This window comes from Fictibacillus sp. b24 (assembly GCF_030348825.1).
GTDB lineage: Bacteria > Bacillota > Bacilli > Bacillales > Fictibacillaceae > Fictibacillus.
Genome location: NZ_JAUCES010000005.1, coordinates 3,075,445 through 3,100,915, shown reverse-complemented (window position 1 = coordinate 3,100,915; position 25,471 = coordinate 3,075,445). Strand labels below are relative to the sequence as shown.

The window sequence follows — 25,471 nt, the reverse complement described above, 5'->3', positions numbered from 1 at the left end:
CAGGCGGTGAGCCACATTTGTACGTTTCACGTATAAGTGTCTGTCCCGCAGGAGTCTCGCACCTTATGCTCCAATCAACTTGTCAAAGAAGATAGTAAACAAAGCATTTTTTAGAGCAGCCTTTAAATTAACCCTCTATCCCTTTCTTCCGCAAAAGCAGAGATTGAAAGTCCAGACTTCCACCAGCTTCTGAAATGATGTGAAAGTCTAGCACCTCAAAAAGAGGAGAAACAACCTCTACTAGATCTTCATCTGTATAAAACGAAAAGAATCGCTTTGGAATATACGAATCTTCTTGCCATACGCCCTCAGAATCCTTTCCGCCGTATACGCCCATGTAGAACAAACCATCCTCTGCTAAGACAGTATGAATGTTCTTAAGTACAGCAGGCAGACTTACCTTTGGAACGTGAAGCAGCGTATTCATCGCCCATACTGCATCAAAAGATTCAGCATTAAAGTTTAATGTGTAATAATCCATTACTTCTGCTTTTAACCCTTTTGAACGGCATGTTTCTACCATATTTGGTGAGAGGTCGATGCACGTTACATCTAAGCTGTGATCTGATAAGTATTTACCATGCTGACCAGATCCTGCTCCAATATCAAGCACAGTTTGGCAGCTTTCATTAGTAAGAGCTGCAATAAAAGAATTCAGCTCACTAACCTTCCAACTTTCTATTTCTACTTTATTGCGTAAATCGGCTTGTTCGTTGTAGCTTGCTTTCAGACTTTCCTTTAACAAAAGATCCATGAAGTTCTCTCCTTTATCTTTACCTGAAAATCATCTTCAAAAGCAAAACAATGTAATCATTATAGCGGAAGATGTCGAACTGGTAAATTTTAAAATGAAAGAATATTCTGCATAGGAAAGCCCTTACATCCTGCTAATCCGTTGTTGTATCTAGTAACTAGTAAAATAGTTGTGTTCTGAATGACCCCTTGAAACTGGGGATAACAGCCTGTAGAATGTTAAGAAATTTAAATTTTTAGAAAAATCAAACGAAAGAGGGAGGATAACCATGGCACGTTCAGCAATAAAAGCAGTACCTTCACCAGAACCGTCACAGCCTGAGAACAACAATAAAAACATATTTAATCGGCTATTGGACTGGGTAGAGAAAAACGGAAATAAACTTCCGGATGTTCTTACTTTGTTTGTAATCATTACAGCGATTATTCTGTTAGGTTCGTTTGTTGCTGGAGTGACAGGCTGGAGTGCGGTAAATCCTGCTAATAACGAAAAAATTACAGCGGTAAATCTATTGAACGAAGAAGGCATTAAGAGGATGCTCACGGAACTCGTCAGCAACTTTGTAAATTTCCCGCCGCTTGGACTTGTTCTCGTTGTCATGCTTGGAGTAGGACTAGCAGAGTCAACAGGTTTGATCTCAGCCTTCATGCGCAAAGTCGTACTAGCCTCACCAAAAGCACTTATTCTGCCTATTATCATTTTTATTGGAATCGTAGGAAATGCAGCCGCCGATGCCGCCCTAATCGTGCTTCCGCCAGTAGCAGCAATGGTATTCCTCACACTTGGACGACATCCTATCGCTGGACTAGCAGCGGCTTATGCAGCAGTTGCCGGTGGATTTAGTGCAAACATTATTATTAGCATGCTTGATGTGATGCTTGCAGGATTTACAGAGTCCGCAGCACACCTTCAAGATAAAAACTATACGGCAAACCCAGCGATGAACTATTACTTCATGCTTGCTTCTACATTTGTGCTTTTACCAGTCGCGGTATGGGTAACAACAAAGATCGTCGAACCGAGGCTAGGTGAATATCAAGCCCCAGATGATCTTGAAGTGAAGAAACAAGCCCTATCTTCTGAAGAAAAAAGAGGACTGAAGTGGGCAACGATTTCTCTACTAATCTACACGATCATCATTTTACTTGTAACTGTTCCAAAAGGTGCAATGCTTCGTCATGCTAAAACAGGTGAGCTGATCGATTCACCGTTTATGGATTCACTCGTTCCGATTATGCTTCTGTTCTTCTTAATCCCTGCAATGGCTTACGGGTTTGGATCAAGAGTGTTAAGAAATGACAAAGATGTTGCCGAACATTTAACAAAGGCAATGAGCGGCATGGGATACTATATCGTGCTTGCCTTTATTGCGGCTCAAATGATCGCTTATTTTAGCTGGAGCAATTTAGGATCAATCATCGCAATTACCGGAGCTGACTTTTTAAAAGAATCAGGATTTACCGGTCTGCCTCTGCTTCTTGCCTTCATTCTATTTACAGCACTCGTGAACTTGCTGATTGCCAGTTCATCAGCTAAGTGGGCGATTTTAGGGCCGGTTTTCGTTCCGATGTTCATGGCTTTAAACTACAGTCCCGCCTTCACACAAATGGCTTATAGAATTGGAGATTCCATCACAAATACGATTACACCGATGCTTGCCTATTTTGCAATTTTGCTTACGTTTGCTAAAAAGTTCGATAAAAACATGGGGATGGGAACGCTCATATCTGCTTTACTTCCATACTCAATCGCATACACGGTCTTTTGGTGCATCTTATTTACCATCTGGTACGTGCTAGGACTTCCATTAGGACCTGGCGAATATATAAAAATGTAGATTTAATAGAAGGAGTGAGCAGGTTTGGAACAGTTATTCAGCCGATTGGCTAATTATGAAAACGAAATGGTGGAGATTCGCAGACACCTTCATCAAAACCCTGAACTTTCATTTGAAGAAGTCGAGACACCCGCCTTTATTGCTGCGTACCATGAAAAGCTAGGGTTAGAAGTTCGTACAGAAGTCGGCGGCAGGGGGGTTGTTGCAACGTTAAGAGGCGGTAAGCCAGGTAAGACTGTTGCCCTAAGAGCTGATTTTGATGCACTACCGATTCAAGAGGAAAATGATTCTCCATACAAATCGAAAGTGCCAGGTGTCATGCATGCTTGCGGCCATGACGGTCATACGGCAACATTGCTTGTATTGGCCAAAGTTTTAACAGAAATGAAGGATGGTCTCGAAGGAAATGTCGTATTTATTCACCAGCACGCTGAAGAACTTGCGCCGGGCGGAGCCATTGCGATGATTGAAGACGGATGTCTAGACGGAGTTGATGTGATTTACGGCACACACCTTTGGGCAACGATGTCAACAGGAACGATCGGTTATCGTACAGGTCCTGTAATGGCAGCCGCAGATTCCTTCACTATAAAAGTTCAAGGTAAAGGAGGACATGGTGCACAGCCGCATAAAACAAAAGACAGCATCGTGATTGGGGCACAGCTCGTTTCAAACCTGCAGCAGATCGTGAGCCGCCGAGTTAATCCATTGGACGCAGCGGTTGTATCTGTTGGCGCTTTTGAGGCAAAAAATGCATTTAACGTGATTGCAGATACGGCAAAGCTGACAGGAACGGTCCGGACGTTTAAGGAAGAAGTTCGTGTAGCAATCGAAGAGGAGATCGACCGTATCGCAAAAGGAACATGTCTTGCGTCAGATGCATCCTATGAATATGTATTCAAACGTGGTTATCCTGCCGTCGTTAACCATAAAGAAGACACAGAATTCGTTGTAGATGTAGCCAGAAAGGTTCCAGGTATAGTGGGATTAGAGGAAATCGAGCCGCAGATGGGAGGAGAAGATTACGCATATTATTTGGAAAAAATCCCTGGCACCTTCTTCTTTACGGGAGCTGAAGACACATCGTGGGAAGAGACATATCCGCACCACCATCCGAAGTTCAAGATTAACGAAGATGCTTTACTGATAGCTGCCAATCTGCTTGGTGCTGCAACACTTGCGTATTTAAAACAAAATGCCGAGAAAAGAGTAGAGTTAACAAAATAGGAAGCTAGGAAATCTGCTCTGAGGACGACTAGGAATGAGCGTGAAATCAACATTCCGCTAGTTAAGTAGTGTGAGAAATGAGGCTAATCGACTCAAATGTGTCGGTGCCTCTTTTTTTTTGTTTTTTAACAGTGTACAAAAGTTCAATCTGTCGCCTCGAACGTACAAGATAAATATATCCAAGGTAATCTAACTTTTATCCAAGGTAATCCGAATTTTTTCCGCGGTAATTCAATTTATATCCACGGTAATCCATTTTTTATCCGCGGCAATGGTTTTCTTTCGAGGTAAGACCCACGAAATGAAAGGAGTATTAAGCCGTAATTTAACTTATTTGGAAAAAATCACTTGTCACCTAATAAAGATTCATTTTATAATAATAGTGTAATATTACACTATTTGTTTTAGGTGGGGGTGCTGTAAATGAAACGGAAATTTATTGTGTTTGGAATTTCTTTATATGGCTTGGCTCTCTTTTTCAGTGTTTCTGCATACTCACAACAGCAAAAAACGATTATTGTTGAAGACGCTGGACGATTGATGCCTACAAAAATGAAGGTGGTCAAAAGCTCGGGCTCAACTCGTGATCTCCAAAAATGGGTTAAAGAAGAAGAAACAATATCCATTGCAGGTATGCAGCACAGTCAAGGTGGCCATACCCTGTATCCGAACGGAACGCTCCTAGATATGAAGAGCTACAATGAGATTCTAAACTTTAATCCTAAAGATAAAAAAATTACAGTTCAAAGCGGAGCAACTTGGGCAGACATTCAAGAAAAAATTAATCCTTATGGGTTGTCTATTAAAGTGATGCAATCGCAAAACATATTTACGGTAGGCGGGTCATTAAGTGTAAACGTACATGGGCGTGATATACGGTACGGTTCATTGATAGATACGGTTGCTTCCTTCCGGCTGCTCAAATCGAACGGTGAAATAATCAATGTTAGCCGAACAGAGAATAATGATTACTTTCCTTATGTAATCGGGGGCTACGGTCTTTTCGGAATTATTTTAGATGTAACCCTTAAATTGGCAGAGGATGAACTTTACAAGCACCGTATTGCAACAATGGATTATCAGGAATATGAAAGTTACTTTAATCAATACGTGAAGAATGATAAAGATGTGAAAATGCACGTAGCTCGATTGTCTGTTGCGCCGAACTCTTTTTTAAAAGAAATGTATGTAACCGATTATGTGCTGGTGGAGGATCAAAATGAGCTAAAAAAGTATTCGACATTAAAAGAAGAAAAAATGGTAGCACTGCCTAAATTTATGCTAGGTATGTCACGTTACAGCGGCTGGGGAAAAGACGTGTTCTGGGATACTCAGAAAAAGTACTTTGTGAAAAGCGATGGCAAGTATGAAACAAGGAACAACGTGATGAGATCGGATAGTGCGTTTATGGAATATGAAAATCCAAACCAGACAGAAGTGCTGCAAGAATATTTTGTCCCTGTAGATCAGTTCACAGATTATATCGATGATTTACGAGGTGTTTTGGAAAAAGAAGAATTAAATGTATTAAATATCACGATACGCTATGTTGAACATGATGAGGATGCTGTCCTGTCTTATGCCAAGGATGATATGTTTGCTCTCGTGCTATTAATCAACCAAGGGCGATCAAAAAAAGAGATTCAAAGAACAGAGGATGTTATTCAGAAGATGATAGATGTGACGATAGAGCATGACGGCAGTTATTACTTACCTTATTATTCCTATCCGACGAATGCACAACTTAAAAAAGCGTATCCTCACATTGAGGAGTTTTTTAATATGAAACGACAGCTCGATCCAGAAGAGCGTTTCAAAAATCTTTTTTATGAGAGGTATGGACAATGAATTATCGCACATTCGTAACAGCCCAAAGTCTATTAATGACAGCGAGTTCTATGGTATTTCCTTTTTATCTGCTGCTCATTCGCAACATAGGAGACAGCTACTCACAATTCGGATTGGCTTACGGTCTTTTTGCACTTACTGGAGCGCTGGTTCATCCGGTTATTGGTAGACTTTCTGATAAAGTGGGAGATCGTTCCTTGATCCTATTTTACACATGGGGCATGGCGGGAATGATGCTTGTTGTGCCTATCATTAAAACGGTTGCTGCTCTATACATGCTGCAGATCGCGATGGGTATTTTAGGTGCTGTACAAAAGACAACGGAAAAAACAGCGCTCGCTAGGCAAACGAAAGGTACGCAAACGGGTGAAAAAATCGGAAACTATCATCTTTGGACAAGTGTGTGGGGAGCGGTAGCAGTAATGGCAACAGGTTATTTAGTAGATTTCCTGACGATTGGAAGTTTGTTTTATATCGCGTCTTTTCTTTATATGGTTTCAGCTTTAATCCTTATGAATTCAGCTTCATTAAAAATATATACTCACAAAGAAAAGCCTGTGCAGCCATAAGCTGACAGGCTTTAGTTATACATTTTAAATAAGAACAAAGTGATGGCAAGACACTGTATGGCGAGAACGACTATTTTTTTTATGGGGTGTTTATAACCATTCCCTGAAATTCTACTAAAAATAGTCTCGAACGTAATAACGATTAAAAAAGTATAGATAAACCCAACAATTATGTCTTCCATATTAGCCACCTATTTAATCGACTCATCATTCAATTTAAATTATCTCTGTAAATAGAGTCTCTCAAGTTACATCATCATTCTTGTCTTTTTTACGCCAGTACTTTTGAATGAACTTCTTCACAATGTCTTTTCCAGCTAACAGCGCTCCAAGCCAAAAGAAGACTTCTCCGCCGATGAACAACCCACTTACGATCGCTGTTTTAAGCCCTGCACTGAACGATAAAAAGGGGATGACGGGTATTAAGATCCACAACACAAACGAGAGGACAATAAAAATAATTCCGATTTTCTTTTTCATGTTATACTCCTCCGCAATTGATTAACTGTAATACGTAAGAGTTTTACTAAAAGTTCCCTCACCACAACACATTTAAAATACAACCATTAAATAATTAATTGGTCTATATTTCCAATAAGCTGTTAGTTGAAAATGTTTCCAAGTTTGGATAATGTTAAAAGTAAACTGGTGTAAGGAGTGGGGGATTCTTGAAAAAGGAACTTGTATATCAGAGCAGAGATAAAGAGATAGAAGTGTTCGAAGATGAATTTGGAAGTATAACACTAAAAGAGATGCCACATGAAGCTGCAGTTATGGTTGCACTGGAAAACGACTCATTGATCTTAATCAGCCAATATCGGCCAGCAGTGGACGAAATCATAATCCAGCTGCCAGGCGGAGGAATGAAGGAAAAGGAAGACCCTATGAAAGCTGCAAAACGAGAGCTGCTTGAGGAAACAGGGATCGTGTGTGGGGAGGCTGTATTTTTAGGTAGTATTCAGCCGAGTGCGTGCTTAAGCAACGTCATTACACATGTTTTCTTTACAAAGGAAATTATAGAATATAAATCTCAAAGACTTGAAAAAAAGGAAGCCACAATTCAAGCGTTTCATATTCCTGTAGAACGGGCATTTCATAATATTGAACAAGGCATCTGGAAAGACAGCGAAATGGCACATGGGTTGTTGCTAGCGAGATTGAAAGGATTGATCTAGATGAGCTGTTTAGGCTGTGATCTTGCAAACGCGAAATTACCTGTACATACGATTTACGAAAATGAGCTCATAAATTGTTTTCTTGATATAGATCCTTTTAATGAAGGTCATACGCTGATCCTTCCAAAACGACATGTGAAGGAACTAACAGAATTGACAGATGAAGAAACATTGGCTGTAATGGAAGCGGCAAAGTACATATCTGAGAAATTAAACATGTGTTTAAAAACCGATGGGATTACAATTAACCAAAACGGGGGGGAATTTAGTGACTTAACGCATTTTCATATGCATGTTATTCCGCGGTATGAAAATGATGGATTTACGTGGAGTGAGTCTCTAATAAAAGATGATGCCGATCAACGGTTAGCTGAAACCGCAGACAAGCTTAGGTGAGTCTAATCTTTTTAACTACAGTAAAAAGTGTGCCACAATGTGAACAAGGAGTGATTCTTTATGACAAGCAGTATTCATGATCGTGCCGTTCTGCATAATGGTGTCCAAATGCCATGGATCGGCTTAGGAGTCTATAAAGCTGAAGATGGTGATGAAGTGATTCAGTCCATCAAATGGGCGATCGATGCAGGATATCGCAGCATTGACACAGCAAGTTTGTACGAAAATGAAGTTGGTGTTGGACAGGCAATTTCAGAATCACACGTTCCAAGAGAAGAACTGTTTATTACTACGAAAGTTTGGAACACCGATCAAGGGTATGAAAAAACACTTGAGGCCTTTGATGCAAGTTTAGAAAGACTGGGCCTTGAGTATGTAGACCTTTACCTTGTTCACTGGCCGGTACCAGGAAAATATAAAGAAACGTGGAAAGCCCTTGAAAAGATTTACAATGAAGGCCGTGCAAAAGCGATTGGTGTTAGTAACTTTAAACAGCACCATCTTGAAGATTTGATGGCAGAAGCTGAAATAAAACCTATGGTAAACCAGGTGGAGTACCATCCGCGTTTGTCTCAGGAAGATCTTTTATCGTATTGTAAAGAGCAAGGCATACAGCTAGAAGCTTGGAGACCTCTTTTAAAAGGAGAAATCTTTGGAGAGCCTACCTTAGTGGAGCTAGCGGATAAGTACAATAAGTCCGTTGCACAAATCATTTTGCGCTGGGATCTTCAAAACGGTGTTGTGACAATTCCTAAATCAGTAACAGAACACAGAATTCAAGAAAACATTGATATCTTTGATTTTGAGCTGACGAATGAGGACATGACACGCATTTCAGCACTTAATCAAGATAAGCGGAACGGTGCAGATCCGGACGATCCGGAGTTTTATAAACAGTTTGAATAAAAATAAAATATAAATTGTCCTGTGTATGGCTACAGGGCAATTTGTTTTTTATCTAGCTTTTTTGTTGTATTATGCAAAACAAAAGCTTTGTCCATAATAGGGAAATAGATAGTCTAACCATACTGTTAATTAAAAAATATCATTCAAATAAGAGAAGAGGAATAACTTGATGAAAGCTGTACAAGTAACAGGATATGGGGATGTTGATAAGTTAAAAGTAGTGGATATTCCTGTACCTGAACCAAGAGAAAATGAAGTACTTGTAAAAGTAGAAGCTTGTGCGATTAATAACACTGAAATCTGGATGAGAGAAGGCGCTTATGGAACCGATTCTAAATCGGGGTGGCGACCAGAAGGCGTACAATTTCCACGTACACCCGGCTCTGATATAACGGGAAAAATAGTGAAAGCAGGAAAGTTAGTCGATGAATCCATTATAGGGAAAGATGTTGTGTTATTTCCTTTTACATCTAGTGGTGAAGAAGGATCAGAACATATTTCTTTGGATATGTCTTTTATTGGTTCAGAATATGACGGGGGATACGCTGAATATGTGGTGTGGCCAGCTGAGCTCTGCTTTGATATGCCTCTTCCCAGTTATTCAGAGAGTGCCGTTTTTTCGGTTAGCGGGTTAACGGCTTGGCATATGGTTAAACAAATACAAGTTCAACCTGGTGAGACGGTTATGGTAACTGGAGCTAATGGTGGGGTAGGATCACTAAATGTTCAGATTGCATCAAAAGTCTTTGGTGCGAAAGTTATCGCGATCATTGGTAATTTAGATAGTGAAGAAAAAATGAGGGAGTTAGGAGCAACACATGTACTGTCCTATAAATCCGATTCTCTATCAAAAGAGATTTTAGAAGTGAATGGGGGACCAATCGACTCCGTGCTAGATGTAGTGGGAGATGCATTGTTTTCAACGTCTCTGGAGGTTCTAAAGAATGGTGGGAAGTTCTGTATCTCTGGATCTGCAGGCGGCCAGAAGACAAATCTTGATTTTAGGACGATGTATCTAAAACATATTACAATGTATGGATCCGTCTTGGGGACTCGAGCAGAGTTTAAAGAAATGCTTAATGCGATTTCAGAAGGCAAAATCAAACCAGTTATCGATAAAACCTTTCCTTTGGAAGAAGCAAAAGAAGCTCAAGTTTATTTTAAAAATAAAGGGAAGTTAGGAAAGATTTTATTACTTCCTTAGAAACAATGCCCATTTGTTTTAAATAAGTAAAATCGGGAAAAATGATAAGCGTACAGAAATGAAAGGGAGTGTAAGGATGTCAAAACGAATTCTAATCGTCGTAACAAATCATCAAAACATCGGTAACAATAAAACTGGTCTCTGGTTAGAGGAGTTTGCCGTTCCTTTCAATGAGTTCCGAGACAAAGGATATGACATTACGGTAAAGAGTATCAAAGGCGGCAGCGTACCTTTAGATCCGAACAGTTTAGAAGGTGTGGAGAAGGAAACGTATAAAGAAGCTTTGTCTATGCTTGAGAATACAGCGGCACTAAGTCCAGAAGATGCTGTAAGCTATGATGCGATCTACTTGCCGGGTGGTCATGGAACCGTTTTTGACTTCCCTAAAAGTGAAGCTCTAAAAGAAGTAGTAAGTCAGATGGCCCAAACGAACAAAGTGATCGGCAGTGTTTGTCATGGTCCAGCAGGATTAACGACAGCAACGCTTAAAGATGGTTCATCGATTGTAAAAGGAAAGACGGTTACTGCTTTTACGGATGAAGAGGAAGAAGAAATGAAGCTGACGAAAGAAGTGCCGTTCTTATTGGAAACAAAGCTTCGTGAGCTTGGAGCAGAATTCCAGCGTGCCGGAAAGTGGGAAGATTTTGCAGTAACAGATGGTAACCTCGTCACAGGGCAAAACCCGCAGTCGAGCAGAAGTGTAGCACTTCGAATGATTGATGTACTGGATAAACAATAATGTTTTTATAAGCGACCGGCTGAAGCTGGTCGTTTTTTATTGGTCATTCACCCCTTAATAAAATGTGAGTAGTTTATTAAGTAACATTTTCAAAGTGGGGGGAATGAATGTGGGATACTATATTCGAGTCGAAGAAAATGTAAGAATCTATGTGGAAGATGTGAATCCCGGCGGTAAAAAAACGATTCTATTCATACACGGATGGCCGGCCAATCATAAACTTTTTGAGTATCAGTTTAATCAGCTTCCGTCAATGGGATTTAGATGTATTGGTATTGATCTTAGAGGATTCGGCAAGTCTGATAAACCTTATACAGGATATTCATATGACCGTTTGGCGGATGATGTCTATTCCGTTGTTCAAGTGTTAAAATTAGAAAACTTTACACTCGTCGGCCACTCGGTTGGAGGAGCCATCTCGGTTCGATATATGGCTAGACATAACAACTATGGCGTTTCAAAGCTGGCTTTGCTTGGTGCTGCTGCCCCGAGCTTTACGAAACGGCAAAACTTTCCATTTGGTCTTACTAAAGAACAAGTGAATGTATTTATTTCAGATACGTTTAAAGACAGGCCGAAAATGTTGCAGGGGTTTGGGGATCTCTTTTTCTTTAAATATGTAACAGCTCCATTTTCGGATTGGTTTTTTCAATTAGGTTTAGAGGCGGCGGGGTACTCAACGGCAGCTGTTTTAGGTTCGCTACGTGATGAGAGTTTATTTGATGATCTTGGCAAAATTCAAGTTCCAACCTTAATTCTACATGGTGTTCATGATAAGGTATGTCCATTTCCGCTTGCCCTTGCCATAAATAGAGGCATCCGGAATTCTAAGCTTGTTCCCATGGAAAACAGTGGGCACGGATTGTTCTGGGAAGAGTGGGAGAAATTGAATACAGAAATTGCGGAGTTTATTGGTTGGAATTAGGGATTTACTTGTAATACATGAAGTGCAAATGTTCATGGTTATCGAGTGTTCCAAGTAAAATATCAGACAGCTTCGTATTCTGTTGTTGAAGCTGCTCTAAAAGCCATGCTTCTGTTTTTCCTGTTTTAGAGAGCTCCTTCTGATTGATTTTGCCTTCCTTAATCACAATTTGCGGATATTCAAATGGCTTTGGAGGCAAGTTAATATCTTTTTGAATAACAGTCTGATATTGAGGCTGCAAAAAGGATGTAATGGTTCCGTTAGGTTCAAATAAAGCCAGGGCAACTTCTTGAATATCTATAACCCTATGTTTACGTAATTCTGATAATAAAACATCTATGGTAATTCGAGTTTTTTTTAGATTGTGATAAAGAATTTGTCCGTTTTTTACTAATGGGATAGGTGGTGGATCAATTAACTTTCTAAGTCCAAGCCAATGGAGCCCAGCCACAGTTGTACTCACATAAAGAATTAAAAGAACGCTCATCGTAATGAGTGAGCCCTTCAGTCCAAGATGCTGATCAGAAAGTGGATGGGCGATGATGTTTCCAAAAATAAGTGCAATGATAAAATCCATTAGCCTTAGCTGTGATAATGTTCGTAGGCCCATTAACTTCACGGTTAACAGCATAAAGAAAAACGCAACAACTGCCCGGAGTACCCATTCAATCCCTATTAAATTCTCTTGAGCTTGATAAAAATCCAGCATATTTGCACCCCGTCAATTCCTTATGCATTTAGTATGGTCGTAAAAAATGACATTTTAACCAAAAATCAATTATAAAAATAATTGACTATACTCTCGTGAAGCTGGAATGTGGGCAGTTTCAACATTCAAAGATCTCGTGCAGTTAACGGCGAATCTAACTTTGGAGAAAAAGTTATACCGTCTTTATAGAAAATGCCAATTGAAAAAAGATAAGGTGCTCGTATGATATCCCTTATATAAATAACAAATAAAGTCGCGGATATCGGATATCGGGGCTTTTTTGTTTTTTCTAAAGACTTTAGTAATACATTAGGAATCTACAAGCGACATATGAATTCTACGGCGAAGCGAATTTGCCAGTGAGTAAATGAGAATATTCATCTATTAGATTTCTCAGATTCTCCTTAAAAACCCAAGGACTTAGGACCTATGTTCCACTACCAACGCTAAAAATATATGGAAACAAGTTAGGGATAAACTATCATTGACGATGATAATCATTATCATTTAAGGTTATACATGTAATCAATAATGAGAATCATTTTCAGTAACGGAACTTAACCTTTAGGAGGATTAAATATGAGCACTTTACATTTAGAAATGAACGAACTTTATCTGAAACAACAGGAGAAGAGAGAATCCAACGCAAGATCATATCCAAGACGCATTCCGATTGCGATTGAAGAAGCGGATGGAATCTATGTAAAAGATGCAGACGGAAGGAATTTTATTGATTGTCTAGCAGGAGCAGGAACTCTTGCGCTTGGACATAATCATCCGGTTGTTATAGAAGCAATTGAGAAAGTGCTTCATGACAAGCGCCCATTACATACACTGGATTTAACGACGCCAGTAAAAGAAGAATTTGTGAGTGAAGTGTTTGATAGTTTGCCAGAAGAATTTGCCAAGCGCGCGAAGATTCAATTTTGCGGACCGACTGGCGGAGATGCAATTGAAGCCGCGATCAAACTTGTAAAAACGGCTACAGGAAGAAGAAGCATCCTTTCGTTCCAAGGAGGTTACCACGGAGCAACACATGGAACGATGGCGTTATCAGGTAACTTAGGACCGAAGCAAAACGTGCAAGGCTTAATGCCAGATGTTCACTTTATGCCGTATCCATATGAATACCGCTGTCCGTTTGGAATGGGTGGGGACGACACAGGGAGAATCAGCGCTAAATATATTGAGAACCTTTTATATGATCCAGAAAGCGGGATCCTACCTCCAGCAGCGATGATTTTAGAGGTTGTTCAAGGTGAAGGCGGATCAATTCCAGCTCCGGTTGAGTGGCTGCGAGAAATTCGCCGCATTACGAAAGAGCGAAACATCCCGTTAATCATTGATGAAGTGCAAACAGGCATCGGACGAACTGGTGAACTCTTTGCGTTTCAACATGCGGGAATCGTGCCGGATGTAGTGGTTCTGTCCAAAGCGATCGGGGGAAGCTTGCCGTTATCTGTTGTGATTTATGATCGTGAACTCGATAAGTGGGGACCTGGTGCACATATTGGGACGTTCCGAGGTAACCAAATGGCTATGGCTGCTGGAACAGCAACACTTCGCTACATTAAAGAAAATAATTTATCACAGCATGCAGCGGAGATGGGAGAGAAGCTTATGCTCGAACTTTCCATCCTCCAAAATGAGATTCCTGAGATTGGGGATGTTCGTGGCCGTGGATTAATGGTAGGAGCAGAGATTGTGAATCCGCGTATTCCATCTGGTTTAAAAGGAACGTATGCAGCGAATCCAGAGCTTGCGAGCCGTATTCAAAGAGAGTGCTTTAACAGAGGCTTGATCCTAGAAGTAGGCGGACGACATGGAAGTGTTGTTCGATTCTTGCCGCCGCTTATCATTACAGAGGAACAAATGAACGAAGTAATCGCAATCTTCACAGACGCGGTAAGAGCCGCACTTAAATAGAGGTGCTACATGAACACGACCGATTTTGACCGTTTTTTTCTTAATGATAGTGAAACGGGAATACAGAGTTTCAATCATATCGTCTTGGAAGCACAACATCTGTTGAGTAATTTCTATAAAAACAATACCAATGCGTTTAACGGATCAGCTCCGAAAGAAATTGAAAAAGAAATACAGAATCTTTCGCTAACTTCCAAAGACGGTGATGACCCGTTTACCGTACTGGAAGATGTTTTGAAAAAAATCGTGAACAACAGCATCCATGTGTCTCATCAAACGAGCATGGGGCACCTCCATTGTCCCCCTCTGATTCCTGCGATTGCAGCCGAGCTGATCATCGGTGCACTTAATCAATCCATGGATTCTTGGGATCAAAGTTCAACGGCTACTTATCTGGAGGAACGCCTTATCAAATGGGTGAGTGAAAAGCTTACCCTTCCTCCAATGTCTGATGGTACGTTCACGAGTGGCGGTACGCAATCCAACTATATGGGTTTATTGTTAGCGCGAGATTGGTTTTGTGATAAGCGATGGAAATGGAACGTTAAGATACAAGGCTTGCCAACCGAATTCCATAAGCTTCGCATACTTTGTTCAGAAAGTGCTCATTTCACTGTCAAAAAGTCTGCGTTTCAATTAGGACTAGGAGAACAAGCCGTAGTTACAGTTCCAACAGACAGCAATAAAAAAATGAACACAGCTAAGTTAACGGAAGAGATCGAACGGTTAAAAACTGGAGGTCTCATACCAATGTGTGTAGTTGCAACGGCTGGAACAACAGATTTTGGAAGCATTGATCCCATTCCAGAAATTGCGGAAATTGCTGAAAAACATGAGCTTTGGCTTCATGTTGACGCCGCTTATGGCGGAGCGTTGATGCTAAGTCAGAAGCATTTTCATAAATTAGCAGGGATTGAGCAAGCAGATTCCATCACGATCGATTTTCATAAGCAATTTTATCAGCCGATCAGCTGTGGCGCATTCTTTGTGAAAAATAAGGAGAGCTTTCGTTATCTTACACATCATGCAGACTATTTGAACCCAGAGAACGATGAAGAAGACGGACTTGTTCATTTGGTAAGCAAATCTGTTCAAACGACTAGACGATTTGATGCGCTGAAGCTATTCATGTCTCTTCGTATCGTTGGTGAAAAGAACTTTGCCAACATGATCGACTACACGCTTCTTCTAGCAAGTCAGACGGCTGGTGTGATGGAACATAACGAAGATATCGAAGTTTGTAACAGAAATCCTGAAATCAACGCGATTGTTTTCCGCTATAGAGGTGGACTAACAGAAAAGCTGAATGAGCTGAACATGTTTATCTATAAAAAGATTCTTCATACAGGAACAGCTTTGGTCGCCAAAACAAAAGTAAAGGATCAAGTATTTTTGAAATTTACATTGTTGAATCCGAGAACGACAATCGTCGATATTGAAGACGTTCTTCATAGCATTTCTCAATTTGCAGCAGAGTACGAAAACAGGGAGATCACCCAATGACAAATTATAAACAACGAGCAGAAAATGCGAGCATGCAGAGTTTCTTGAACTGTTACCTGAGAGAAACTCGTAATTTTATAGAGTTTGAAGGTGACATGGAGCAGATAGTCTGGAACGGTGAAACACCAGAAAGATGGTTGAAAGTTTCACTAGCCAATCAGGATTCTGCGATTTTTGCAGCGGTAAAGCATTGGTCTTTAACAGGAAGGCATCTGTTTCATTTTCCTATACTTCATCAATCTAGTGGAAAAGTAATCTCACTCGATTACGTTTCACTTGTATCCGTTCTTTCGAAGGAATTATTGCTGAATTCAGATCGTGAAGATGCAGAAAATGAATTGATGCTTCGTACAATTCTTAGCAAAAAGAACATACAGCGCTATTTAGAAGAACGGAAAAGTGACAGTGATGCTCTAGAAAACAGTGAGTTCACGTTTATTGAAGCAGAGCAGTCTCTTCTTTTTGGGCACCTTCTTCACCCGACACCGAAAAGCAAGCAAGGCATGAGTACCGAGCAGGAGTCTCTCTATTCTCCGGAACTTAAGGGAACGTTTCAGCTGCATTTCTTTCAAGCTGACCGGTCGATTGTCGATCAGGATTCCGCTGACAAGGTGACAGCGGAAGAGGTTACATTGCAGCTGCTTGAGAAGGATGAGAATTTTATGGAACAAATAGAACGTGATGAACAATCCGTCTTTATCCCTGTGCATCCATTACAAGTACCTGTTCTATTAAATGATCTCTCTGTTCAAACATTAATTAAAGACGAAGAGTTAACATACATAGGACCTTTCGGTGAACCGTTCTCAGCGACGTCTTCCATGCGTTCTGTATACAGCCGAGATTTTAAATACATGTTTAAATTCTCTGTACCTGTGAAGATTACAAACTCTCTTCGCGTCAACTTGGAAAAGGAGCTTCATAGAGGAGTAGAAGTTTCCAGACTCATGAAATCGAGAATCGGACAAGAGCTGAAGGAGATCTTTCCATCGTTCCAAATCATTCAGGATCCTGCATTCTTAAACATCCCAACGGAAAAAGAAACGTCAGGATTTGAAGTGGTAATCAGAGAAAACCCATTTTATGAAAATGATCAAAATGCGAGTTTAGTAGCTGGTCTTTGCCAGGATCATGGATTTGGTGGACGGTCACGAATCGAAGCAATCATACAAGACTTAGCTCAAAAAGAGAATAGATCGACAGAAGAAGTGAGCAAGGATTGGTTTGGTGAATACTTATCGATCGCTCTAGATCCAATGCTTTGGCTGTATGAAACATATGGCGTGGCGCTTGAGGCCCATCAGCAGAATTCGATCGTCCAGATGGAGAACGGCTATCCAAAGCATTTTTATTACCGTGATAATCAAGGCTATTATTACAGCGAATCGAAAGCAGACTTGTTAGTGAAACAGCTGCCTGACCTTAATCGGAAGAGTGTTACCATTTGTAGTGATGAAGTCGCAATCGAACGGTTCCGATATTACTTTTTCATGAATCATCTGTTTGGTCTGATAAACGGTTTTGGAGCCGCAGACTTAATCGATGAAGAAGAGCTTATGGACATGCTCCGAAATCGTTTGATGCACCATGATACTTTAACAGAAGGAAAATCCGGGTTGTTAAGGAGTTTACTAGATTCAAAAGAACTTCCTTGTAAAGCGAACTTGCTAACACGTTTTCATGATATGGACGAACTCGTTGGCTCACTTGAAACACAATCTGTTTATACGAACATACCGAACCCATTACAAAAGGTGTTGACTTCAAATGCAGCCAGCGTTTAGTTTCTATGATTACACCATTGAAAAAACATTATCATTTGCAAAAGTAGATTTTGAGAGAGATGTGGCACTTTTACACAAGTGGCAGCAGCAGTCTTACGTAGTTCCTTACTGGAAGCTCGATATTTCGTTTGAAGACTATAAAAAGCATTTAGAGAAATTTTTAGAAGATGAACACCAAACTCTGTATTTGGGATTGATCGATGGCGTCCCGATGAGCTATTGGGAAGCATATTGGGTGAGGGGGGATGTGGTTGAGAATTGCTACGATCCGCACCCTGAGGATCAAGGAATACATCTATTAATCGGGGAAGAAGCTTTTCTAGGTAAAGGATATGCACTCCCCTTATTACGAGCAATCGTGAATTTTCAGTTTTTAAATCAAGGAACGGAGAAGGTCATTGCTGAGCCTGATATTCGAAACGAGAAGATGATCCATGTGTTTGAAAAGTGCGGTTTTGAAAAAGTGAAACCGATCGAGCTGCCTGATAAGACAGGTATGCTCATGTATTGCCATAGAGAAACGTTTGAGAGGAGATGGAAAGATGTCTTTGAAACAGCCGCAATTTGAAAAAGTGTATGACATCATTGGTGTAGGCATCGGTCCGTTCAATCTTGGACTAGCGGCTATGCTTGATGAAACAGGCGGTAAAGAGGCACTGTTTTTTGAAAAGAAAACAGAGTTCAACTGGCATAAAGGGATGCTGATCGATGGTACGACCCTGCAAGTTCCTTTCTTCGCTGATTTGGTAAGTATGGCGAATGTAAAAAGCAAGTACACGTTTTTAAACTATCTTCAAGAACACAATCGATTGTACCACTTTTATTTTCTGGAGAACTTTCATATTCCCCGCAAGGAATACAATCACTATTGCCGTTGGACAGCAAGTCAGTTGAACTCTTGCCGTTTTGGAATGGGAGTAGAGCAGATCTTGCCTGTTGAAAATGGAGACGTTCCATTATACGAAGTCATCGTAAGATCTGAGGAAACTGGAGAAACGGAAACGTATTATACGAAACATCTTGCGGTTGGCATTGGTACAAGTCCTTCTGTCCCTTCACACCTAGAGAAGAAGCTTGGCACAAAAGTCATCCACTCTTCTCAATATTTAGATCGAAAAGAAGAGCTGCTGAACGCGAGGTCGATTACGGTAGTCGGTTCAGGGCAAAGTGCAGCAGAGGTATTCTATGATCTTGCGCAGCATCAGGATAATGATTCGTATTCGTTAAACTGGTTCACGCGTTCAAAAGGATTTTTCCCGATGGAGTACTCAAAGCTTGGACTTGAATATTTTTCACCGGATTATACGGATTTCTTTTATAAACTGTCTCCATCCAAGAAGGATGATCTTCTGCAAAAGCAAGATCTCTTATATAAAGGAATAAGCATGGAGACGATTGCGGATATATATGATCTTCTTTATGAAAAATCGGTAGGCCAACAAAAACCTGATATCCATTTGCAGGCGATGACCGAACTTGTTTCTCTAGAGAAGAAAGCAGATACACACATGCTCTCACTTCGTCAAAACGTTACGGGAGATGTGTTTGAACTAGAATCTGACGTCGTTATCTTAGGAACGGGATATTCACCATCGTTTCCGCATTTCTTAATGAACATGCAGGAGAGTATCGAGTGGGATCACAAAAACCGATACCAGATTACACATGATTATCGATTGCAGACGAAAGACCTTGAGAACAACCATATCTTTATTCAGAATGGTGAGCTGCACACACATGGTGTTGGTGCTCCAGATCTTGGCCTTGGTGCACACAGAAACGCAGTGATCATCAATAAACTTTTTGAAAAAGAAATCTATTCTGTTTCTCATAAAAACGTGTTTCAGAACTTTGGATTGGAACCTTCATGGAATCCAACAACCGTTCATTAAATCTTTTTCTGTTGAGCTGTGTTTTTCTGTTTATCTGTACAGAAGTACTGTTATCGCCTTTCTACCCGCAGTTTTTTAAAAAAGTTTATGGGATAACAGATCCGAACATTACAGGGTTTTACATTATGACCTGCCGGCTCGTTGTCGTGATCTTCACACCAATTTGGGGTCTTATGGAAAACAAATGGAAAAACAGTTCTTTTCTTTTGATAATCGGTCAATGGGGAACAGGGCTATCCTGCTTTTTGATGGCAATTTCACAGACCTTTGAAATGTTTGTTGCAGCGAGTGTTCTGTTGCTGATCTTTAAGAGCAGTTATTTTCTGCTTTACACAATTTTGATGCAGGAGAACCGAAAGAGTACAACAAGTGCTGCTGCTAGTTATCATGCTGTTTTGCAGGGAGCAATCGTAATAGCAACTTTATTGTCGGGATGGGTCATTCAGATGGACAATCCTTTATTGATCTTCTGGGTGATAGGGATCATGGAATGTTTGCTAGGGTTGTTCAGTTATTTCATGTTAAAAAAAGTGAGCAAGACCAAAGTCATGGATGCAGCATTACAAGAAAACCAACGCAGCTTGTTGCCGCAATTCTTTCTTTTCGGAATTGTCGTGTTAACCCTCCATTTGGCAGTGAATATGGTTCGGCCATTTTTCACAACGTACACTGAGGCTGTGTATCACACGAGTACGTTGATGTGCAGTTTATTGTACTTAATACCAAGTCTGATGGCGATTGTATCTTTGCCTCTCATCCGAAAATACAGTGATCAATTAGGACGGAGTGGTTATATAGCGGCAACAGGCATGATGGTTGTTGGATTATTTTTTCAAGGTATCGAAACAAGCATTGCGGGTCTTGTACTGTTCCGATGCATGTTTGGAATTGGAGCAGCGTGGTGTCTGGCTAAATTGGATGTGTTACTTTTCAAGTGTAGTCAGAACACGCATGGCGATTATAGCAAGATCTCTGCGATTCAAAACGTAGGACTCTTGCTCGCACCTGTAGCAGCATCATCCATTGTAAACGAACAATCGATATCAGCTATCTTTGTTTATGCAAGTTTGTTCGTCGTTCTCCATATACTTGTTTTCCTATGGGGTACGTTCACGAGAGAAAAAAACAGAGAGAAACTTCACATACATAAGGAGGAAAAACATGTTTTATATAAATGAAACAGAATCGATTCTTAAGAAGGATACGTGGGAGACGGTAAACAAAAATTTGCTCGCGAAGATGCTTGCTGAGTATATGTATGAAGACATGATTTTTCCTGAGCAAAAAGAAGAGGGATACGTATTTACTGTTACAGAGGATCGTCAGTATCGTTTTACCGCTGAAAAACGTTTGTTTGACAGCTTTGATGTAGATCCGAAATCTATTGAAGTTTTTGAGGGAGAAGAGTGGAAGCCGGCAACAAGTGCAATTCGTTTCTTATTGGATATTCAGCCGATGATCGGTATGTCAGCAGAAACAGCAGGTCATTTGATTAAGGAATTGAACCATACGCTCATTGCGGATGCCAATCTATTAAATCACCATGTAAAAACGTCAGATGAATTAGTGGATCTTGATTATGCAGAGTTAGAGGGAGAAATGTCAGGCCATCCGTGGATCACATACAACAAAGGGCGAATCGGTTTCGGCTTTGATGATTACAGCAAGTATGCCCCTGAAAACCAGAATGAAACGAAACTGTTTTGGATTGCCGTTCACCGTGACCGCGCACAGTTTCAATCCGTTAGTGAACTCCATTATGAGAAGTTATTGATAAAAGAGCTTGATGGTGTTCTTATTCAGCGCTTTAACGAAATTTTACGTGAGAACGGAAAGCTGCCTCTCGATTATTACTTTATGCCTGTTCATGAATGGCAGTGGAAAAATGTGCTGATCCAAAACTTCCCTGAAGACTTGGCGAACGGCATGATCGTTCCGTTAGAAGAAGGAACAGATCACTATTTGCCGCAGCAGTCAGTGCGAACGTTTGTAAACCGAAGTAATCCCTTGAAGTCACATGTGAAACTTCCAATGAGTATTTTAAATACGCTCGTGTATCGAGGTCTTCCATCAGAACGAACGGTAATTGCACCGCGTGTAACAGAGCACATCAAAGGAATCTTTGACCGTGACAGCTTTTTAAGAGATGAATGTGAAGTCGTGCTGCCTGGAGAAGTAGCAAGCATCAACGTGGATCACGCTCATTACAGCAATTTGAAAGGTGCTCCATATCAATATCTGGAGATGCTCGGAACCATTTGGCGTGAAAGTATCTATACGTATTTAAAAGATGGTGAGCAGCCGATCACGCTAGCAGCTCTCCATCATGTCGATATAGATAGCAAGCCGTATGTCCAAAGTTTGATTGAAAAGTCTGGATTGAGTGCTGACGAATGGATGAAGGAATTCTTTGGTGTAGTGATGCCGCCACTGCTGCATTTTCTTTATCAATATGGAACAGTCTTCTCGCCGCACGGTCAGAACACGATTTTAATTTTAAAAGACTATAAGCCTGAGAGATTAGCTGTAAAAGATTACGTAGATGACGTGAATATCTCGGATCAGCCATTTCCTGAGTTAGAGGGAGTGACGGAAGAATTGCGGGCTGTATTGCGCAGCGAGCCGCCAGAAGGATTGACTCAGTTTATTTTCACGGGGTTGTTCATTTGCCACCTGCGCTACATGTCAAATGTCACGGTACGCAATCAGTTAATAGAAGAAACAGCATTCTGGTCACACTTAGTGGATAGTATTGAGGCATATCAGGCGAGGTTTTCACATTTAGAAGAACGTTTTAAACTGTTTGACTTCTTTAAACCTGAATTGACGAAGCTATGTCTGAACCGCAATCGAATGGTAGACTACGGCTATGGTGATGGCGAAGATCGGCCGCATGCATCTGAGTTTGGAAAAGTACGAAATGCGCTGCATGAACTCAAGGTGAACAAAATATCTCTTTAATCGAAAAAAGTCGCTTCGGCGGCTTTTTTGTTATGCGAGAAATAAATACACTAACACATGTCAAAGACTGTACATTCCGCGAACTTTAATACATAAAAGAACACGAATCGTAAAAAGCTTTTTTATAAACTGAAACTTCTGTTTTTTCTCCTTCGTATGTAATATTATGGTAAGGGAGTAGGAGGGGGTTAAGTCATGGGGAACTTTGAGGATACAGATTTTGATCATTTTGAAGAACCAGGCTTTGGTGGCAGCGGCGATTGGATGTTTGATGTTCTTCCTTTATTTGGAGGAGCTCTCTTTGTTATCGTAATCAGCATTTTCATTTTTGTTATCATAAAAGGAATTGGTGAGTGGAGCAGCAATAACAAACAGCCTAAATTAGCTGTGACTGCCGAGTTAGTTACGAAGAGAACGAAAGTAAGTGGAGGCGCAAATGACACGTCAGCTTCTACATGGTACTATGCAACGTTTGAAGTGGAAAGCGGTGATCGTATGGAGTTTCATGTGGGTTCACAAGAATACGGTATGCTGGTAGAAGGAGATAGAGGAATACTGAATTTTCAAGGATCACGTTATTTAGGATTTGAGCGGAATAGACAATCAGAATTAAGCTAAAAGGAGAATGATCTATATGACAGCAAGTCTAGAAAACTATCAAAAAAGTGTGTTGAATGCATTTTTAAATAAAGAAGGACGTCTTAAAAACATTCCTTCTCAAAAGAAGAAAAAGTTAGTGGTGCTGGAATATCTCGTTCAACAGCTGGATGATAACCATACTTATACAGAAAGGGAGATAAACGAGTTTATTAAAAAGTATCATGAAGATTTTTGTACGATTCGAAGAGAGTTTATCGTAAATGGATATATGGATCGAGAAGATGGTAATTACAAAAAAAGAGACGAATCACTTTGGACGAATTGGCAAGAGCTGAAGTAACAGAAAGAAGTGAGAGAACTGAATGAAGAATTAGAAACACAATTATTATGGGAGCACTTAAAGGAAGAAGTACAGACGCGTTTTGGTTTTCAAGTAATGAAAAGCACACAAGTTAAACGAGGTTATTTGAATCTAAAATGGAAAATAGAGACGGATCAAGGTGTTTTTTTAGTAAAACAATACAATAAAGAGCGTATTAAGAAATATGACTTGAGAACAATACATACAGCTCTTTGCACTCAAAATCGTTCATTTCTTGCTGACATCCCTTGCCCAAAACTTCTATCAAATGAAGGCAACCTTTTACATAAGTCTTCAAGTGGTGAGCTTTTTACCGTCATGCGTTTTATGAAAGGTAGTCTTATAAAACCGGGAAAAGCTTCACCAGAGCAGATGGAGTCATTGGGCCAAGAGATTGGAAAGCTTCATCGACTATTAAATGATGGTACATTGCCGGCAAAATCGAAGACTGTTTTTCAGATTCCTGCTCTTCAAGATCGTCTAGACTATTGGGAATCAGTTGCGATTCAATGCGAAGAACAAGACTTAGATCATTTAAGAACACTAATCGAACTTCAAAGAAAAGCAACAATAAACATGGGAACACTTCAACTTGAACACCTTACTCCTGGTTGGTGCCACCGTGATCTTTGGGTAGATAACCTGCTTTTCTCGGGGAAACACATAACCGCTATCCTGGATTTTGACCGATTGAACTATGATTTTATCGAGTTGGATATTGGCAGAGTCATCATCTCAACATGCTTACATAACGGCGCATTAAATGTTGAAGCTGTCCATGCATTTCTAAAGGGATACGATAATACAAATAAATTATCAATTGAAAGGTTAGTTACATCCTTAAAATTGTTATGGTACATGGAAAGCGCTTGGTGGATCAGCATTGAACCCCACGAAGGAGAGCCACCGAAACGATTTCAGCATGAGATGGTATGGTTAGCACAACATCTGAATGAGTTAGAAAAAATGCTTGGCTGGAAAAAGGAAGCAGCAATATTCATGTTTTAACAAAGTAGCTTAAGGGAAATTCCTCAATAACAGACTAGAGGAGTGGTTAAGTGGAGACGAAACAATTGTGCTTGCTGAAAAAAGAAGATATGACAAATCCAGAAAAAGTTCCAGCTTGGGTCATTGATGAGTATAAGACCTTTCACGAAACCGTAACCAACAAGACGTTTCCTTGTTATTTTGGAATGGCAGCTGAGAACAAGGGAGAGCTTCGCTATGCGTATGTGACGCATGATGATTGGTCGAATCTGCCTGAAGCAATCCGAGAGTTTAACAAGCTTTTTGATGCACCAAAATTGATTCGTCATGGATTATTTGTGTTTGTGGAGCCTGAGAAAGAGGAAAAAGACATTCCGTACTATCGGGATTACTTCTGGAAGATGCTTCAGTCTCTTCATGAGACCGATAATCAGCCTTGGCCTGAACACATTCCGAAAGATCCAGACCATCACTTGTTTGCATTTTCATTCGATAACGAGCCGTATTTTGTATTTGGAAATGCACCTGCCTACAAGCAGCGTAAAACAAGAGATCTTGGCAACAGCTTAGTTCTCGGTTTCCAGCCACGCCGTATTTTTGACGGGCTAGAAGGGACGTCACCTGGTGGCGCGATGTCTCGTGAAAAGGTTCGGGAGCGGGTGGAGAAGTGGGATAATCTTCCGAAACATCCGAACATTAGTCATTACGGTGATCCTGAACATCGTGAGTGGAAGCAATATTTTATTGGAGACGATGTTGAACCGATAACGGGAAAATGTCCGTTTCATCATAAATAAATGGAAAAAAGGACTCTAGCCGAGTCCTTTTTTTGTTAAATCAACACAAAATTGTTGAATATCAACAACAGGTTGTCGAATATCAACCAAAATTAATGAAATATCAACAACTTACCCTAAAATATCAACATTAAGGCGTTTCCATTCATGCTCTAGCATGCTGAACAACATAGAATCACGCCAGCCGTCTTTAAGAAGGATGCATTCACGCATTCTTCCTTCTAACGTCATGCCTATTTTAGATAAAACTTTTTCAGATGCTTTATTTCTTGGATCGCATGTCACAAAAATACGATGAAGCTGTAACTTTTCAAGGCCGAACTGGAGAAGCTCCTTATAAAAGAAAATATGCTAATCTTATAGTATCAATT

At 40.4% G+C, this 25,471-nt stretch carries 25 protein-coding genes; 21 read left to right on the top strand and 4 right to left on the bottom strand.

Translation table 11 applies throughout. The features are described 5' to 3' along the window. Positions 1 to 127: 127 nt before the first annotated feature. Positions 128 to 754, bottom strand: coding sequence for a class I SAM-dependent methyltransferase (locus tag QUF49_RS16170; protein ID WP_353958311.1), 627 nt, complete (start codon positions 752 to 754; stop codon positions 128 to 130). Positions 755 to 1,022: 268 nt separating this feature from the next. Between QUF49_RS16170 and QUF49_RS16165 the strand changes: the two genes are divergently transcribed. From QUF49_RS16165 to QUF49_RS16150, 4 genes are all read left to right on the top strand, one after another. Then, positions 1,023 to 2,591 carry an AbgT family transporter gene (locus QUF49_RS16165; protein WP_289496694.1) on the top strand — a complete coding sequence of 523 codons (1,569 nt, stop codon included), beginning with the start codon at positions 1,023 to 1,025 and terminating at the stop codon, positions 2,589 to 2,591. A gap of 24 nt (positions 2,592 to 2,615) precedes the next feature. Then, complete coding sequence (locus QUF49_RS16160; RefSeq protein WP_289496693.1) at positions 2,616 to 3,818, top strand: M20 family metallopeptidase; 1,203 nt, start codon at positions 2,616 to 2,618, stop codon at positions 3,816 to 3,818. A 423-nt stretch (positions 3,819 to 4,241) separates the two neighbouring features. Continuing rightward, positions 4,242 to 5,666, top strand: a complete 1,425-nt coding sequence (locus QUF49_RS16155; RefSeq protein WP_289496692.1) for an FAD-binding oxidoreductase — start codon at positions 4,242 to 4,244, stop codon at positions 5,664 to 5,666. After that, positions 5,663 to 6,235, top strand: coding sequence for an MFS transporter (locus QUF49_RS16150; protein ID WP_289496691.1), 573 nt, complete (start codon positions 5,663 to 5,665; stop codon positions 6,233 to 6,235). Before QUF49_RS16155 ends, QUF49_RS16150 begins: the two co-directional genes overlap by 4 nt. Before the next feature lie 243 nt (positions 6,236 to 6,478). On the opposite strand, the gene QUF49_RS16145 is transcribed toward QUF49_RS16150, so the two are convergent. Next, entirely contained in the window at positions 6,479 to 6,715 is a 237-nt protein-coding gene (locus QUF49_RS16145) for a transporter suffix domain-containing protein (protein WP_289496690.1), read from the bottom strand. A 188-nt stretch (positions 6,716 to 6,903) separates the two neighbouring features. Between QUF49_RS16145 and QUF49_RS16140 the strand changes: the two genes are divergently transcribed. The 6 genes from QUF49_RS16140 (at position 6,904) to QUF49_RS16115 (ending at position 11,580) form a co-directional block, all read left to right on the top strand. Further along, positions 6,904 to 7,410 (top strand): NUDIX hydrolase, encoded by a 507-nt coding sequence (locus QUF49_RS16140; RefSeq protein ID WP_289496689.1) that lies wholly within the window; start codon positions 6,904 to 6,906, stop codon positions 7,408 to 7,410. Beyond that, a complete protein-coding gene (locus tag QUF49_RS16135; protein WP_289496688.1) occupies positions 7,411 to 7,806 on the top strand; it encodes an HIT family protein in 396 nt (131 codons plus the stop codon). 60 nt (positions 7,807 to 7,866) lie between these two features. Beyond that, entirely contained in the window at positions 7,867 to 8,712 is an 846-nt protein-coding gene (locus QUF49_RS16130; RefSeq protein ID WP_289496687.1) for an aldo/keto reductase, read from the top strand. A gap of 169 nt (positions 8,713 to 8,881) precedes the next feature. Continuing rightward, complete coding sequence (locus QUF49_RS16125) at positions 8,882 to 9,916, top strand: zinc-binding dehydrogenase (RefSeq protein WP_289497683.1); 1,035 nt, start codon at positions 8,882 to 8,884, stop codon at positions 9,914 to 9,916. A 76-nt stretch (positions 9,917 to 9,992) separates the two neighbouring features. After that, positions 9,993 to 10,655, top strand: a complete 663-nt coding sequence (locus QUF49_RS16120) for a type 1 glutamine amidotransferase domain-containing protein (protein WP_289496686.1) — start codon at positions 9,993 to 9,995, stop codon at positions 10,653 to 10,655. Between the two features lie 109 nt (positions 10,656 to 10,764). Beyond that, positions 10,765 to 11,580 carry an alpha/beta fold hydrolase gene (locus QUF49_RS16115; RefSeq protein ID WP_289496685.1) on the top strand — a complete coding sequence of 272 codons (816 nt, stop codon included), beginning with the start codon at positions 10,765 to 10,767 and terminating at the stop codon, positions 11,578 to 11,580. A 4-nt stretch (positions 11,581 to 11,584) separates the two neighbouring features. Here QUF49_RS16115 and QUF49_RS16110 read toward each other — a convergent pair whose 3' ends face one another. Further along, a complete protein-coding gene (locus tag QUF49_RS16110) occupies positions 11,585 to 12,289 on the bottom strand; it encodes a DUF421 domain-containing protein (protein ID WP_289496683.1) in 705 nt (234 codons plus the stop codon). 579 nt (positions 12,290 to 12,868) lie between these two features. Between QUF49_RS16110 and QUF49_RS16105 the strand changes: the two genes are divergently transcribed. The 11 genes from QUF49_RS16105 (at position 12,869) to QUF49_RS16055 (ending at position 25,100) form a co-directional block, all read left to right on the top strand. After that, positions 12,869 to 14,215 carry an aspartate aminotransferase family protein gene (locus tag QUF49_RS16105; RefSeq protein WP_289496682.1) on the top strand — a complete coding sequence of 449 codons (1,347 nt, stop codon included), beginning with the start codon at positions 12,869 to 12,871 and terminating at the stop codon, positions 14,213 to 14,215. 9 nt (positions 14,216 to 14,224) lie between these two features. After that, positions 14,225 to 15,718 (top strand): pyridoxal phosphate-dependent decarboxylase family protein, encoded by a 1,494-nt coding sequence (locus tag QUF49_RS16100; RefSeq protein ID WP_289496680.1) that lies wholly within the window; start codon positions 14,225 to 14,227, stop codon positions 15,716 to 15,718. Beyond that, a complete protein-coding gene (locus QUF49_RS16095) occupies positions 15,715 to 17,502 on the top strand; it encodes an IucA/IucC family protein (protein ID WP_289496679.1) in 1,788 nt (595 codons plus the stop codon). The genes QUF49_RS16100 and QUF49_RS16095 overlap by 4 nt, the downstream gene beginning before the upstream one ends. Continuing rightward, the gene (locus QUF49_RS16090; RefSeq protein ID WP_425590473.1) at positions 17,486 to 18,070 is read left to right on the top strand and encodes a GNAT family N-acetyltransferase; all 585 of its coding nucleotides are present in this window, start codon (positions 17,486 to 17,488) and stop codon (positions 18,068 to 18,070) included. Before QUF49_RS16095 ends, QUF49_RS16090 begins: the two co-directional genes overlap by 17 nt. Beyond that, positions 18,045 to 19,394, top strand: a complete 1,350-nt coding sequence (locus QUF49_RS16085) for a lysine N(6)-hydroxylase/L-ornithine N(5)-oxygenase family protein (protein WP_289496678.1) — start codon at positions 18,045 to 18,047, stop codon at positions 19,392 to 19,394. The genes QUF49_RS16090 and QUF49_RS16085 overlap by 26 nt, the downstream gene beginning before the upstream one ends. Continuing rightward, positions 19,370 to 20,572 carry an MFS transporter gene (locus QUF49_RS16080; protein ID WP_289496676.1) on the top strand — a complete coding sequence of 401 codons (1,203 nt, stop codon included), beginning with the start codon at positions 19,370 to 19,372 and terminating at the stop codon, positions 20,570 to 20,572. Before QUF49_RS16085 ends, QUF49_RS16080 begins: the two co-directional genes overlap by 25 nt. After that, a complete protein-coding gene (locus tag QUF49_RS16075; RefSeq protein WP_289496675.1) occupies positions 20,556 to 22,355 on the top strand; it encodes an IucA/IucC family protein in 1,800 nt (599 codons plus the stop codon). Before QUF49_RS16080 ends, QUF49_RS16075 begins: the two co-directional genes overlap by 17 nt. A gap of 195 nt (positions 22,356 to 22,550) precedes the next feature. Beyond that, the gene (locus tag QUF49_RS16070) at positions 22,551 to 22,973 is read left to right on the top strand and encodes a DUF2500 domain-containing protein (protein WP_289496674.1); all 423 of its coding nucleotides are present in this window, start codon (positions 22,551 to 22,553) and stop codon (positions 22,971 to 22,973) included. 16 nt (positions 22,974 to 22,989) lie between these two features. Continuing rightward, entirely contained in the window at positions 22,990 to 23,295 is a 306-nt protein-coding gene (locus QUF49_RS16065; RefSeq protein WP_289496672.1) for a DUF2087 domain-containing protein, read from the top strand. A gap of 9 nt (positions 23,296 to 23,304) precedes the next feature. Then, positions 23,305 to 24,324, top strand: a complete 1,020-nt coding sequence (locus tag QUF49_RS16060; protein ID WP_289496671.1) for a phosphotransferase — start codon at positions 23,305 to 23,307, stop codon at positions 24,322 to 24,324. An 89-nt stretch (positions 24,325 to 24,413) separates the two neighbouring features. Beyond that, the gene (locus QUF49_RS16055) at positions 24,414 to 25,100 is read left to right on the top strand and encodes a YqcI/YcgG family protein (protein ID WP_289497681.1); all 687 of its coding nucleotides are present in this window, start codon (positions 24,414 to 24,416) and stop codon (positions 25,098 to 25,100) included. A 111-nt stretch (positions 25,101 to 25,211) separates the two neighbouring features. Here the strand turns inward: QUF49_RS16055 and QUF49_RS16050 are convergent, their stop codons facing one another. Beyond that, a complete protein-coding gene (locus QUF49_RS16050) occupies positions 25,212 to 25,448 on the bottom strand; it encodes a GNAT family N-acetyltransferase (protein WP_353958327.1) in 237 nt (78 codons plus the stop codon). Positions 25,449 to 25,471 lie beyond the last annotated feature (23 nt).

What these genes read in the sequence shown, in the direction of transcription:
- QUF49_RS16125 (WP_289497683.1), top strand. Translation starts at nt 8,882, where the DNA reads ATGAAAGCTGTACAAGTAACAGGATATGGGGATGTTGATAAGTTAAAA.
- QUF49_RS16155 (WP_289496692.1), top strand. Translation starts at nt 4,242, where the DNA reads ATGAAACGGAAATTTATTGTGTTTGGAATTTCTTTATATGGCTTGGCT.
- QUF49_RS16055 (WP_289497681.1), top strand. Translation starts at nt 24,414, where the DNA reads ATGACAAATCCAGAAAAAGTTCCAGCTTGGGTCATTGATGAGTATAAG.
- QUF49_RS16090 (WP_425590473.1), top strand. Translation starts at nt 17,486, where the DNA reads ATGCAGCCAGCGTTTAGTTTCTATGATTACACCATTGAAAAAACATTA.
- QUF49_RS16080 (WP_289496676.1), top strand. Translation starts at nt 19,370, where the DNA reads ATGGAATCCAACAACCGTTCATTAAATCTTTTTCTGTTGAGCTGTGTT.
- QUF49_RS16170 (WP_353958311.1), bottom strand. Translation starts at nt 754, where the DNA reads ATGGATCTTTTGTTAAAGGAAAGTCTGAAAGCAAGCTACAACGAACAA.
- QUF49_RS16105 (WP_289496682.1), top strand. Translation starts at nt 12,869, where the DNA reads ATGAGCACTTTACATTTAGAAATGAACGAACTTTATCTGAAACAACAG.
- QUF49_RS16100 (WP_289496680.1), top strand. Translation starts at nt 14,225, where the DNA reads ATGAACACGACCGATTTTGACCGTTTTTTTCTTAATGATAGTGAAACG.
- QUF49_RS16065 (WP_289496672.1), top strand. Translation starts at nt 22,990, where the DNA reads ATGACAGCAAGTCTAGAAAACTATCAAAAAAGTGTGTTGAATGCATTT.
- QUF49_RS16135 (WP_289496688.1), top strand. Translation starts at nt 7,411, where the DNA reads ATGAGCTGTTTAGGCTGTGATCTTGCAAACGCGAAATTACCTGTACAT.
- QUF49_RS16150 (WP_289496691.1), top strand. Translation starts at nt 5,663, where the DNA reads ATGAATTATCGCACATTCGTAACAGCCCAAAGTCTATTAATGACAGCG.
- QUF49_RS16110 (WP_289496683.1), bottom strand. Translation starts at nt 12,289, where the DNA reads ATGCTGGATTTTTATCAAGCTCAAGAGAATTTAATAGGGATTGAATGG.
- QUF49_RS16095 (WP_289496679.1), top strand. Translation starts at nt 15,715, where the DNA reads ATGACAAATTATAAACAACGAGCAGAAAATGCGAGCATGCAGAGTTTC.
- QUF49_RS16070 (WP_289496674.1), top strand. Translation starts at nt 22,551, where the DNA reads ATGGGGAACTTTGAGGATACAGATTTTGATCATTTTGAAGAACCAGGC.
- QUF49_RS16120 (WP_289496686.1), top strand. Translation starts at nt 9,993, where the DNA reads ATGTCAAAACGAATTCTAATCGTCGTAACAAATCATCAAAACATCGGT.
- QUF49_RS16165 (WP_289496694.1), top strand. Translation starts at nt 1,023, where the DNA reads ATGGCACGTTCAGCAATAAAAGCAGTACCTTCACCAGAACCGTCACAG.
- QUF49_RS16145 (WP_289496690.1), bottom strand. Translation starts at nt 6,715, where the DNA reads ATGAAAAAGAAAATCGGAATTATTTTTATTGTCCTCTCGTTTGTGTTG.
- QUF49_RS16085 (WP_289496678.1), top strand. Translation starts at nt 18,045, where the DNA reads ATGTCTTTGAAACAGCCGCAATTTGAAAAAGTGTATGACATCATTGGT.
- QUF49_RS16075 (WP_289496675.1), top strand. Translation starts at nt 20,556, where the DNA reads ATGTTTTATATAAATGAAACAGAATCGATTCTTAAGAAGGATACGTGG.
- QUF49_RS16130 (WP_289496687.1), top strand. Translation starts at nt 7,867, where the DNA reads ATGACAAGCAGTATTCATGATCGTGCCGTTCTGCATAATGGTGTCCAA.